Annotated in this window: 8 protein-coding genes and 3 tRNA genes; 3 read left to right on the plus strand and 8 right to left on the minus strand. The window is 73.1% G+C overall.

The window, feature by feature from the left end; translation table 11 throughout:
- Window positions 1-978 precede the first annotated feature (978 nt).
- The gene (locus ABD329_RS12125; RefSeq protein ID WP_198278074.1) at window positions 979-1263 is read left to right on the plus strand and encodes a hypothetical protein; all 285 of its coding nucleotides are present in this window, start codon (window positions 979-981) and stop codon (window positions 1261-1263) included.
- Between the two features lie 327 nt (window positions 1264-1590).
- Here the strand turns inward: ABD329_RS12125 and ABD329_RS12130 are convergent.
- The 3 genes from ABD329_RS12130 to ABD329_RS12140 form a co-directional block, all read right to left on the minus strand.
- A tRNA-Ile gene (locus ABD329_RS12130) sits at window positions 1591-1667 on the minus strand.
- A 174-nt stretch (window positions 1668-1841) separates the two neighbouring features.
- A tRNA-Asn gene (locus ABD329_RS12135) sits at window positions 1842-1914 on the minus strand.
- 5 nt (window positions 1915-1919) lie between these two features.
- Window positions 1920-1992: transfer RNA gene (locus tag ABD329_RS12140), tRNA-Asn, on the minus strand.
- A 247-nt stretch (window positions 1993-2239) separates the two neighbouring features.
- Between ABD329_RS12140 and ABD329_RS12145 the strand changes: the two genes are divergently transcribed.
- Together ABD329_RS12145 and ABD329_RS12150 are read left to right on the plus strand one after the other, a co-directional pair.
- Entirely contained in the window at window positions 2240-2509 is a 270-nt protein-coding gene (locus tag ABD329_RS12145; protein ID WP_020871515.1) for a hypothetical protein, read from the plus strand.
- A 25-nt stretch (window positions 2510-2534) separates the two neighbouring features.
- A complete protein-coding gene (locus tag ABD329_RS12150; protein WP_198278075.1) occupies window positions 2535-4094 on the plus strand; it encodes an FGGY family carbohydrate kinase in 1560 nt (519 codons plus the stop codon).
- Between the two features lie 183 nt (window positions 4095-4277).
- Here the strand turns inward: ABD329_RS12150 and ABD329_RS12155 are convergent, their stop codons facing one another.
- The 5 genes from ABD329_RS12155 to ABD329_RS12175 all read right to left on the minus strand — a co-directional run bounded on the left by ABD329_RS12155 (window position 4278) and on the right by ABD329_RS12175 (window position 11896).
- Window positions 4278-5558 (minus strand): RNA polymerase sigma factor, encoded by a 1281-nt coding sequence (locus ABD329_RS12155; RefSeq protein WP_344316331.1) that lies wholly within the window; start codon window positions 5556-5558, stop codon window positions 4278-4280.
- A gap of 370 nt (window positions 5559-5928) precedes the next feature.
- Window positions 5929-7932: a DNA primase gene (dnaG, locus tag ABD329_RS12160; protein WP_344316332.1), complete on the minus strand. Its 2004-nt coding sequence runs from the start codon at window positions 7930-7932 to the stop codon at window positions 5929-5931.
- Between the two features lie 77 nt (window positions 7933-8009).
- Window positions 8010-9305 carry an NAD(P)/FAD-dependent oxidoreductase gene (locus ABD329_RS12165; protein ID WP_198281425.1) on the minus strand — a complete coding sequence of 432 codons (1296 nt, stop codon included), beginning with the start codon at window positions 9303-9305 and terminating at the stop codon, window positions 8010-8012.
- A 273-nt stretch (window positions 9306-9578) separates the two neighbouring features.
- On the minus strand, window positions 9579-10997 hold the full coding sequence (locus ABD329_RS12170; RefSeq protein WP_344316333.1) for a deoxyguanosinetriphosphate triphosphohydrolase: 1419 nt from the start codon (window positions 10995-10997) through the stop codon (window positions 9579-9581).
- Window positions 10994-11896, minus strand: coding sequence for a sirohydrochlorin chelatase (locus ABD329_RS12175; protein WP_425574320.1), 903 nt, complete (start codon window positions 11894-11896; stop codon window positions 10994-10996). Before ABD329_RS12175 ends, ABD329_RS12170 begins: the two co-directional genes overlap by 4 nt.
- Between the last annotated feature and the right edge of the window lie 49 nt (window positions 11897-11945).

Genomic DNA, 11945 nt, shown 5'->3' on the forward strand with positions numbered 1-11945 from the left:
GCCCGCGTCGCACGGACCGCCCCAGCGAGAGTTGATCACTCCGGAAGAAGCCGAGTGCTGAAGCGTCCCCGCGCTGACTTCCCTGGGGCCGCCGTCGTGCCGGCCGGGGGCACTGGGCGAAGGACGTCTGGGCCCCCGCGACGGCGGGGAGGACGCGCCGGAGTCAAGCCGAGCCGGAAGTGAGCCCCCACCCCCTGGGTGGGGGCTCACTGATGCCTACCGCTGTGACCAACAGCAGCGTCACCAGGCAGTTCAAGGTTTGCGCAAGGTATTGAGCAACGTCGACCACGCATGGTGTTGCTGCGGCGGCCCGCCGGAGTCGGGCAGCAGGGCCGCTACGCCAAAGCCAAGGACCCAAAGGGTGGCCCGTCGGCGGATGACGCGGCCGCATCCAGGAGTCCACAACGGGGGGAACCGATGAGCAGAACAGCCCGCGGCGCGGCCAAGCTCACCGCGAAGGCCGGGGTAGCAGCATCACTGACGATCGCGGCATTGACCACGCCCGCGCACGCCGAGCCCGCTGACGAGCCGACCGCGCAGGCCAAGCCCGCCATCGACCTACCCGCGACCGTGATCCCGAACCGGGTCATGTCCTGGAACTCCAACGGCAAAAGCTCAGCACACCGGACGACATCGTCGACCACATCAAGAGGTTCCGGCCGCAACTGGTTCTCCTTCAGGAATCGAGCAGAGGTACACGGTCGACGAAGGCCCGTGGGAAACCCGCCCCTCCACGGCGTTCACCACCCGCCTCGCGGGACGGCAGGAATCCTGCACCGAGGCGTGAACTCCCGGAATCGCATCCTGCGAACGGTCAACGAAGACCACCGAGTCGTGATCAGCGACGTCACTCGAGCCCAGGGCCCTCGGGCCGCCTGCTCCGCGAGCTGAACACGCGCCATCGAGCCGCCGCGCCGACGCGGCGGCGAGTTCTGCCATGCCTCACCTCACCTTCTACCTCTGACAAGGAGCCCGCACATGCGTTTACGTAGCGCCCTCGTGACTGCCGTCCTCGGCGGCACACTCGCCCTGACCGCGATGGCCGCGCCCGCCCAGGCAGCACCAGCCGCCCCGTCCACATCGGCCGCGACCCGCGCCGCCAGCACCACGTGGGCACCGGGGCACGCGAAGTACTACAGCACGTACTCGAGCCAGGCGGCGTGCGAGAACGCGGGAGTCACCGGAGACATCCACGGACGGTGGTCGTCGTGGAGCTGCACCAGGACCCTCCGCGGATGGGAGCTCTGGGTCGTCTACTTCTGATCCGGTGACCGACCGGCTGAACCAGTGGTCGGCGAATGGCCAAGCCCCCACCCAAGCGGGTGGGGGCGTCCTGGATGGCTGGGGGCGTCCTGGACGGCTGGACGCCGCTGATGGGGACGCCGCCGGGGGCGTCCCCGACCGCCCGCCGAGCTCCGAACGGGCGTCGGAAGGCAAGGGGACGGCCCTCCGTCCACTGAACCGGCTCCGTGTCCCCTGTGTGTCCCCTGGATCTTCGTCTGAACGGATGAACGGGAGCCCCCGCGTCGGCGCGGCGACTCCCGTTCCTATGTCTGCGCAGGTCAGGATGGGTCTGCCCGCGTAGTGCCCTGGTGGGGCGGGTGGGACTCGAACCCACGGCCGACGGATTATGAGTCCGCTGCTCTAACCGGCTGAGCTACCGCCCCGTAACGGCGCGTCGTACACATCTGCGCGCGCCGTCTGCCGCAGCATAGCCGCTCATACGATCTGCTGCTTCGAAGGGCCGACGCGGAGAGGCCCCCTGGCTGCGATCATGACGTAGATCACGTCCGGAGGGGGCCGGAAATGAAAAAGGACCCCGCAAGGGGCCCTCCTCACTGCTCCCCCGACTGGACTCGAACCAGTAACCCTCCGGTTAACAGCCGAATGCTCTGCCAATTGAGCTACAGGGGACCGAGCTCCCCCGACTGGACTCGAACCAGTAACCTGCCGGTTAACAGCCGGCTGCTCTGCCAATTGAGCTACAGGGGATTGCTCCGCGTGCCGCGACCGTGGCCCCGCCCTGGTCTCCCGGACGGCGTGCGCTCGCTGCGACACATACATTAGCGCAAGCAGGGGGGTGCTCCGCCAATCGGTTCGCCGCGTCCGCCCCCGGGCGAACCTCCGCCGTTCCAGGGATGATCTTCTGGATGATCGTGGGTGATCTGCGGCACGGGCGGGTAGACGTGCGGCACGACCCCGGGGTCCAGTTGTGAAGGACAGCGAGAAGGGCAGGTCGATGCGCTACCGGCTGACGTTCATCACCGGGATGGCTGTGGGTTACGTACTGGGCACGCGAGCCGGCCGCCAGCGATACGAGCAGTTGCGCGCGTGCGCGCAGAAGTTCGCACGGAACCCGGCCGTCCGCAATACCGCCGAATCGGCCGCGCAAGGGGGCCGGCATGCCGCCGTGCGGGCGCTGGACAAGGTCCGGCCGCTGCGCGAGAAGATCGGGCAGCGCGACCCCCGCGCGGTGGGCGAGGACGACTGGGGCACCAGCAACACCTAGACCCGGCGGTGGCATGATCTGATCCATGGGGATAGTCGCCGGGTTGGACAGTTCGTCCGAGAGCACACGAATCGTCGTCTGTGACACCGATACGGGTGCCGTGATCAAACAGGGGTACGCCCCGCACCCGGTCGGCGGCAGCGGCGATGTGGACCCGCAGGCGTGGCTGATGTCCCTCGGCGAGGCCGCCGAGGGCGGACTGCTCGAAGGGGTCCAGGCCATCGGCGTCTCGGCGCAGCAGCACGGGCTGCTGGCGCTGGACGCGGGCGGGGTGCTGGTGCGCCCCGCGCTGGTGGGCAACGACAAGCGCGCCCAGTCGGCGGCCGCCGACCTCACCGAGGCGCTCGGCGGCCGCACGGCCTGGGCCCAGGCGGTCGGCGCGGTGCCGACCGCCGCGCAGCCGGTGGCCAAGCTGCGCTGGCTGACGCGGAACGAGCCGGACGCGGCGCACCGCGTGGCCGAGCTGATGCAGCCGCACGACTGGCTGGTGTGGCAGCTGCTGGGGCGGCCCGTGCGGCGTACGACCGACCGCGGTACGGCCTCCAGCAGCGGCTACTGGTCGGCGGCGAACGGTTCCTGGCGCCCCGACCTGGTCCAGCTGGCCCTCGGTCACCAGGTGCGGCTGCCGGAGGTCATCGGCCCGGCCGAGGCCGCCGGGCACACCCCCGAGGGGCTGCTGATCTCCGCCGGTACCGGCGAGACCATGGCCGCCGCCTTCGGACTCGGCGTCGGGGTCGGCGACGCGGTGATCTCCCTGGGCGCCTCCGGCTCGGTCTTCTCCGTCCACCATGAGGCGCTGGCCGATCCGACCGGCACGATCCTGTCGTACGCAGACGCCACCGGCATGCATCTACCGGTGGTCCATACGCTCAACGCGGTACGGGCGCTACGCGGTACGGCGGAATTGCTCGGCACGGATCTCGAGGGGCTCTCCGAGCTCGCGATGAAGTCCACCCCGGGTTCGTACGGGCTGGTGCTGCTGCCGTATCTGGAGGGCGAGCGGACCCCGCATCTGCCGCATACGGCCGGGACGCTGACCGGGCTGCGGCGCGAGTCGATGAAGCCCGAGCATCTGGCGCGGGCCGCGTTCGAGGGGATGCTGTGCGGGCTCGCGGACGCGCTGGACGTGCTGCGCGGGCGCGGCGTCCAGGTGCGGCGCGTCTTCCTGCTCGGGCCCGCGGCCGATCTCCAGGCCGTCCGCGCGATCGCGCCCGCGGTGCTGGGCGCGCAGGTCGTGGTGGTCCAGCCCGCCGACTACGCCGCGCTGGGCGCGGCCCGGCAGGCCGCCTGGGCGCTGGGCGTCTCGCACGGCACCCACTCGCCGCATGAGCCGCCGCGCTGGCCGGCCGCGGCGAGCCAGGTCTTCGAGCCGGGCGAGGACCTGCCGGTGGGGCAGTCGGTGCGGCAGCAGTACGTGGCGGTGCGGGAGCAGATCCACCCCGGGGCCTTTGAGCCGGAGGCTCTTGGGTCCGGGGGCGTCGAGGCGGGCCCCCCGGAGACCGCGGGCCAGGGGACGGCCGACGGGTACGGGGCCGGTGGGTACGGGGCCGGTGAGTACGGGGCCGGTGAGTACGGGGCCATGTGAGGCCGTGGGATTCCGGCCGGGCGGGTCTCGGTCCGGCCTGGCAGCGCCCCGAAGGGGCGCGGGGCCGTGTCGATGTGCGGCTCCGCCGCGGCTGGGTCGCTATGCGGCTCCGCCGCGCGGGCGACCAGCCACGACGGCGCCGCGGTCGGCCGACGACGCATCGCGACACCTCCGGCGGAGCGCTCAGTCCAGATAGCCCCGCAGCTGATCGGCGAAGGCGTGGTCGCGGAGCTTGTTGAGCGTCTTCGACTCGATCTGGCGGATCCGCTCCCGCGTCACCCCGAAGATCCGGCCGATCTCCTCCAGCGTGCGGGGGCGGCCGTCGGCCAGTCCGTACCGCAGCTGCACCACCTTGCGTTCGCGCTCGCCAAGCGTCGACAGCACGGCCTCCAGATGCTCGCGGAGCAGCAGGAAGGCCGCGGACTCCACGGGTGAGGCCGCGTCGCCGTCCTCGATGAGGTCGCCGAGGGCGACATCGTCCTCCTCGCCCACCGGCGCGTGGAGCGACACCGGCTCCTGGGCCAGCCGCAGCACCTCGCTCACCCGCTCCGGGAGCAGGTCGAGATGGGCGGCTACCTCCTCGGGAGTGGGTTCGTAGCCGCGCTCCTGGAGCATCCGGCGCTGGACCCGGACCACCCGGTTGATCAGCTCGACGACATGCACCGGGACCCGGATCGTCCGGGCCTGGTCGGCCAGGGCGCGGGACATGGCCTGGCGGATCCACCAGGTGGCGTACGTCGAGAACTTGTAGCCCCGGGCGTAGTCGAACTTCTCGACCGCGCGGATCAGGCCGAGGTTGCCCTCCTGGACCAGGTCGAGCATGGTCAGGCCGCGGCCGACATAGCGCTTGGCGACGGAGACCACGAGGCGGAGGTTGGCCTCGATCAGCCGCCGCTTGGCCATCCGGCCCAGAACCACCAACCGGTCCAGGTCCAGGGCGAGTTGGGTGTCGAGGTCGGGGGTGTTGCCGAGCTTCTCCTCGGCGAAGAGGCCCGCCTCGACCCGGCGGGCCAGCTCGACCTCCTCGACCGCGGAGAGCAGCGGAATCCGCCCGATCTCGCGGAGGTACTGGCGGAAGAGGTCGGCGGAGGGACCGCTGGTGTCGGCGCGGGCGGGCGGCTCGATCGGTTCGACGGGCTCCACGGCCTCGATCGGTTCGACGGGCTCGGCGGGCTCGGCGGGCTCCACGGACTCGACGGGCTCCACGGACTCGACGGCCTCAACGGGCTCGGCGGCGGGCTCCGCTTCGGGGGCGGCGCCGTCGGGCGCGGGGGCCGGGGCGGCGCCGGGGGCGAGCTCGGCCATGGGGTCCGGTGCGGCGTCCCGGCCGGTATCCGGTACGCCTTCCGGGGCGAGGTCCGCCGAGTCCTCGGGCATGGCCGGCGCTACGGCTGTGGCGCGGGGTGAGTGGGGGGACAGGGGGTGCGCCGCGATGGCCGCGTCGGTGAGGGTCTGGGTCTGCACGGGGGCGACCTCCAGGGTGATCGCTGCTGAGGGGGCAGAACGATCGGGTACGGCACGGCGGCCGCGCCGCCGTCCGTCCCGTACATCTTGAGCGACTCTGCGGGGGATTCCGGCCCTACCCGGCCAAGACCGCCGCGCTCCGAGGACTCAGGCACCGCATCCCAGTGTGGAGTACGACACAGGCCCGCCACGAGGGGCGTGCGGGCACTTTTTGCTCAGCGGCCCGTGACCGTGCGACTACCCGGCGACTACGGCGAGCCCTCCGGCCCGCCCGCCGGACCACGAACGCGCTGGCCGGAACCCATCCGCCGGACCCTCGTCGGCCCCCGCCGCCCCCGGCCGCCGCCGCCTCGCTGAGCGCCCGCTCGTTCTACAGCGCCGCCGCGCCCCGGTCCCGGAGGGACTGGCCGTACTGCTGCAACACCCACAGCTCGTTCTGCACGGCGGCGAGGTGGGCGGGGTCGGCGTGCTGCCCCAGGCGCTGGAGGGTGCCCCGCACCTCGGTCACGCGGTGGTTCACCGCGGCCAGCCGGACGGCCACCAGCTGCACGCCCGCGTACACCTCGTCCGGGTCGCGGCGGGTGTGCGGCGGCTCGACGGCGAGCTCGGTGACCATCGCCCGGACCGTGTCGTCGGGCGCCGCTTCCCGGACCCGGGCGAGATAGTCGTCGTCCGCGGCGGCCGCGCCGCCCGCGTCCTCGATGGCGCGGCGCACCGCCGCGTACGGCGGGGCGGTGAACTCGTCGATGCCGTAGGCGTCGAAGGCCGGGGAGACCAGATGGGGGTGTTGCAGAGCCAGCTTGAGCAGCTCGCGCTCGACGCGATGCGCCGGGCTGCGCAGATTCAGCGCCGGTCCGCGCGGGACCGGCGGCGCACCCGCGGCGCCGGGGCCCCCGTTCGGGCCGCCGGGCCCGCCAGGACCGCCGGGGCCCCCGCCGCGCTGGTCGCCCCGGCCGCCGTACCGGGCCGCGCCCGGGCCGCCGTCGCCGCGCTGATCGCCGCGGCCCCCGTGCTCCGGGCCGCCCGGGCCGCCGTTCTGCCTGCTGCGGGCCAGCCCGCGCACCCGGCGGATGATCGACTGCTCCTCCGCCTGGGTGGCGATGCCGACCATCCCGATCAGCCGGATCGCATAGCGGTCCCGCAGCCCGGGGTTCTTGATCGCCGCGACGACCGGCACCGCCTCGTCGACCGCGGCGATACGGCCCTCCTCGGTGTCCAGGTTGTAGCGGGAGACGATCGACTTCAGCGCGAACGCGAACAGCGGGGTGCGGCTCTCGACCAGGTCCGCCACGGCCTCGTCGCCACGGGCCAGCCGGAGTTCACACGGGTCCATCCCGTCGGGCGTGATCGCGATGGAGGTCTCGGCGGCGAACCGCTGATCGTCCTCGAAGGCGCGCAGGGCCGCCTTCTGTCCGGCCGCGTCGCCGTCGAAGGTGAAGACCACCTCCGCGCCCGAGTTGTCCATCAGCAGCCGTCGGAGGATCTTGATGTGGTCGCCGCCGAAGGAGGTGCCGCAGGTGGCGATGGCGGTGGTGACCCCCGCGAGATGGCAGGCCATGACGTCCGTGTAGCCCTCGACCACCACGGCCCGGCTGGACTTGGCGATGTCCTTCTTCGCGAGGTCGATGCCGTAGAGGACCTGGGACTTGCGGTAGAGCGGGGTTTCGGGCGTGTTGAGGTACTTCGGGCCGTTGTCGTCGTCGCGGAGCTTCCGGGCGCCGAAGCCGACGACCTCACCGGAGATGTCCCGGATCGGCCACATCAGCCGGCCCCGGAAGCGGTCGATCGGACCGCGGCGGCCCTCCTGGGCGAGCCCGGAGACGATCAGCTCCTTGTCGGTGAAGCCACGGCCGCGCAGGAAGCGGACGAGGTGGTCCCAGCCGGCCGGGCTGTAGCCGACGCCGAAGTGCTGCGCCGCGGCCTGGTCGAAGCCGCGCTGGGCCAGGAAGGTGCGGCCGATCTCCGCCTCGGGGCGGTCCAGCTGCTCCACGTAGAACTGCGCGGCGGCCTTGTGGGCCTCGACCAGCCGGGTGCGCTCGCCCTGCTGGCGGCCGGGGGTGTAGCCCCCCTCCTCGTAGCGCAGGGTGATCCCGGACTGGGAGGCCAGCCGCTCGATGGTCTCGGCGAAGGAGAGGTGGTCGATCTTCATGATGAAGTCGACCGTGTCGCCGCCCTCCTGGCAGCCGAAGCAGTAGTAGAGCCCCTTGCTGGGGCTGACCTGGAAGGACGGGGTCTTCTCGTCATGGAAGGGGCACAGGCCCTTGAGGTTGCCACCCCCCGCGTTCCGCAGCTGGAGGTATTCGGCTACGACGGCGTCGATCGGGACCGCTGCCCGTACCGCCTTCACGTCGTCATCGTTGATCCTGCCTGCCACGCCCGAATTCTACGGCCGGGGTCCGACATGGCCATCCGCCGCCTGCCGGACCCCGGTGTTCCGAGGAGCCCGAGGGCCTACGGGAGGAGCGAGGTGAGCGGGACGGCCGGGTCGGCCAGGGTCGTCGGGTCGAGCCGCTGACCGCCGCGGATGAGCCGTTGGATCGATTCGGTGACGTCCCAGACGTTGACGTTCATGCCCGCGAGCAGGCGGCCGTCGTTCAGCCAGAAGGCGATGAACTGCCGCTTGCCGACGTCGCCGCGGACCAGCACCTGGTCGTAACTGCCGGGCGGGGCGTAGCCGGAGTACTCCAGGCCGACGTCGTACTGGTCGGAGAAGAAGTACGGCACCCGGTCGTACGCGACGTCCTGGCCGAGCATGGCGCGGGCCGCCGCCGGGCCGCCGTTCAGGGCGTTGGCCCAGTGCTCGACGCGCAGCCGGGCGCTGGGCGGGAGCGCCGCCCGTACGGGGGTGCCCTCGAGGAACGCGAGCGGGGCGGAGGCCACGTCGCCCGCCGCGAAGATGTCCGGGTCGCTGGTGCGCAGCGAGGCGTCGACCGCGATACCGCCGCCCGCCGCGCGGTCCACCACCTCGAGCCCCGCGGCCTCGGCGAGGGCGGTGCGCGGGGCGGCGCCGATGGCTGCCAGCACGCTGTGGGCGGGGTGCTCCTCGCCGTCGTCGGTGAGGGCGGCCAGCACCATGCCGTCCTGGCCGGTGATCTCGGTGAGGCGGGCGCCGAAGTGGAAGCGGACGCCGTGCTCGCCGTGGAGGTCGGCGAAGAGGGCGCCCAGCTCGGGGCCGAGGACGGGGTGGAGCGGGGTGGGCTCGGGCTCGACGATGGTCACCTCGGCGCCGTAGCCACGGGCGGCGGCCGCGACCTCGAGACCGATCCAGCCCGCGCCCGCGATGACCAGCTGGCCGTTGTCCCGGCCGAGGGTGGACAGGACGCCCTTGAGCCGCTCGGCGTGGGCGAGCCGGCGCAGATGGTGGACCCCGGCCAGATCGGTGCCGGGGATGTCGAGGCGGCGCGGCTCGGCGCCGGTGGCCAGCAGCAGCCGGTCGTAGTGGACCCGGGTACCGTCGCCCAGGGTCACGGCCTTGGCGGCGCGGTCCAGGTGGACGGCGGGCAGGCCGAGGTGGAGCTCGATATCGGACTGGGCGTACCAGGCGGGCTCGTGGACGAAGACGCTGTCGCGCTCCTGGCTGCCGGTGAGGAAGCCCTTGGAGAGCGGGGGCCGTTCATAGGGGTGGTCGCGTTCGTCACCGATGAGGATCACCCGCCCGGTGAAACCCTCCGCTCGAAGGGTTTCCGCGGCTTTCGCCCCGGCCAGGCCCCCTCCGACGATGACGAATGTCTGGTGTGCGTCCACCACTTGTGTCCTCCTCGCTGCCGAGCGGTGCCGAGCAGTTCCGCTATGAGTGCCTTACCCCGGTCGTGTCAGGTCGTGCGCTCCGAAGGCCGTCCTCATCGCTGTGTCGGGAAGATGTACCGGGAATGCCGTGCCGGGGAGATGTGCCGATAGCTGTGTCACAGGGGAGCCTCCCGCACCGCGCGTGCGTCCGGAAGGGCCGGTAGGCCGTATGTGTGCGCGGATGTGTGCGCGGATGTGTCCGCGGAAGCCGTGTCCGGCGGGCGGCGTCCCGCGTCAACCGGTGAGCCGGGCGTGCAGCCCCCGGGCCGAGGTGTCGGTCAGGGAGGCGATCTGGTCGACGATCGCCCGCAGCCGGCCCCGGTCGTCCCCGGCCGCGTCGAAGAGCGCGCGGAACTGGGGGTCCAGGCCGTCGGGGGCGCGGGCGATCAGGGCCTCGCCCAGCTCGGCGATGACCACGCGCTGATCGGCCCGCACCAGTTCCTGGTCGGCGCGCTGGATCACATACCGGTCGGCGACCGCCTTGAGGACCGCGCACTCCAGGCGGATGGCCCGGGGCACGACCAGCTCGGCGTGGTAGCGGGTGAAGCGGCCCGTGCCGTACGCCGCGCGGGTGGCGCCCTCGGCGGCCAGACAGAAGCGGCCGATGAGCTGGCTGGTGGCGTCCTTGAGGCGGGCCTGGGCGACGGACGAGCCGTCGTAGCCGTGCGGCCACCACTCCTGGCCCAGCAGCCGGTCCAGCGCCTCGGCCAGCTCGTCGGGCTCGGCCCCCGGGGCGTAGCGGTCGGCGGCGACGGCGAAGACCTCGCGGCGCTCGGGCTCGGCGAGCAGGCTCGCGGGGTTCAGATGGCCCGCGTGCAGCCCGTCCTCGACGTCGTGGACGGAGTAGGCGACATCGTCGGACCAGTCCATGACCTGGGCCTCGAAGGTCGTACGGCCCTCGGGGGCGCCCTGCCGGTACCACTCGAAGACCGGGACGTCGTCCTCGTAGACCCCGAACTTCGGGGAGCGGGGGCCGTGCGGATGGCCGCCGCGCGGCCAGGGGTATTTGGTGGCGGCGTCCAGCGCGGCGCGGGTGAGGTTGAGCCCGACGCTCAGCGGCTCGCCGGTGACCCGGTCGGGCACGAACCGCTTCGGCTCCAGCCGGGCCAGCAGCCGCAGCGACTGCGCGTTCCCCTCGAAGCCGCCGCAGGGCTCGGCGATCTCGTTGAGCACCCGCTCGCCGTTGTGCCCGAACGGCGGATGGCCGAGGTCATGGGCGAGACAGGCCATCTCCACCAGATCCGGGTCGCAGCCGAGCGCGGCGCCCAGCTCACGGCCCACCTGGGCGCACTCCAGGGAGTGGGTCAGCCGGGTGCGGGGCGTGGCGTCGAAGGCCGGGGCGCGCCCGGCGGGGCCCGGGGCGGCGGCCGGTGCGGCGGGCACCACCTGGGTCTTCCCGGCCAGCCTGCGCAGCGCGGCGGAGTGCAGCACCCGCGCCCGGTCCCGCTGGAAGGCGGTCCGGCCGGGCCGCTTGTCGGGCTCGGGCGCCCAGCGCTCGAGGTCCGCCGCGGCATAGCCGGGGACGCGGCGGGGGCCGGCCTCGGCCTCGGGGGCACCGGTGGAGGCGGCGCCGGTCGAGGGGACACCGGCCGAAGGGACCCCGGCCGAGTCGGCCGCATCCGGTTCGGGTTCAGGGGGTGCGCTGGGGCTCATACCCCGACGGTAGCCGCCGGGTGTGACAAGGGCGCAGAGGTCAGCGCCTGTTCGTAACGGCGCAGTACGAGACGCGCCACCGCCGGATGGGCGCCGAGCGGGGCGGCCGCGGGGCCGGGGACGGCGCTCGCGCACTGGGTCGCGAAGCGGCCCGGCGCGGTGAAGTAGGAGGCGACCGCGATCCGGTCGTGGCCGAGCGCGGCCAGGGCGCGTACCGCCTCGGGCACGGTGCGGCCGGAGCCGGAGGCGTGGCCGGGCAGCACGGGCACCCCGCCGAGCCGGGCGCTGAGCAGGGCGGCGGTACGGGCCGTGTCGACCGCCGCGTCCGGGTCGCGGGAGCCCGCGGCGGCGAGGACGACGCCGGGCCCGGCCGAACCCCCGGCCCGCAGGCCCGCCTCCGTCAGCCGGGCGTGCAGTGCCTCGGCGAGCAGCGGGTCCGGACCGAGCGGGGCGGCGATCCGGGCGGTGAGGTGGGGCGCGGCGGCCACGGCCTCCGGGATGTCCTGTTTGATGTGGTGGCCGCGGCTCAGCAGCAGCGGGACGAGCACCACCTCACCGCGCAGCGCGGCCAGTGTGTCGGTCAGCAGCGGCCGGTTGAGCTCGATGTGGCCGAGGCGTACGGGCAGTCCGGGGCGGAGCGCGCGGACGCCGTCCAGGAGGGCGTGCGCGGTGCGCAACGCCTCGGGGTCCCGGCTGCCGTGGGCGACGGCGACGAGCGTCGGCGGGCGCTCGCGGCCACCCCGGCGGACGCCGTGGTGACCCAGCCGGTCGAGCTGGGTAGTGAGCTGGGCGGTGAACCGGGCCATGATCCGCTGGGCACTGTCGAAGTCCGCCGTGCCGTCGGGGCCATGAGGGCGATGAGGGCCGGGTGGACCGGGAGGAGCGGGGTGCGGCGTCATGGCGAGAGCCTGGCAGCGGCAGATTGCACCGCCATTGCGTGGCCGTCAC

This window comes from Streptomyces javensis (genome assembly GCF_039525925.1).
GTDB lineage: Bacteria > Actinomycetota > Actinomycetes > Streptomycetales > Streptomycetaceae > Streptomyces > Streptomyces asiaticus.

Excerpts from the sequence above, each read along its gene's own strand:
- ABD329_RS12125 (WP_198278074.1), top strand. The coding sequence starts at position 979 with ATGCGTTTACGTAGCGCCCTCGTGACTGCCGTCCTCGGCGGCACACTC.
- ABD329_RS12145 (WP_020871515.1), top strand. The coding sequence starts at position 2,240 with ATGCGCTACCGGCTGACGTTCATCACCGGGATGGCTGTGGGTTACGTA.
- ABD329_RS12150 (WP_198278075.1), top strand. The coding sequence starts at position 2,535 with ATGGGGATAGTCGCCGGGTTGGACAGTTCGTCCGAGAGCACACGAATC.
- ABD329_RS12170 (WP_344316333.1), bottom strand. The coding sequence starts at position 10,997 with ATGAGCCCCAGCGCACCCCCTGAACCCGAACCGGATGCGGCCGACTCG.
- ABD329_RS12175 (WP_425574320.1), bottom strand. The coding sequence starts at position 11,896 with ATGACGCCGCACCCCGCTCCTCCCGGTCCACCCGGCCCTCATCGCCCT.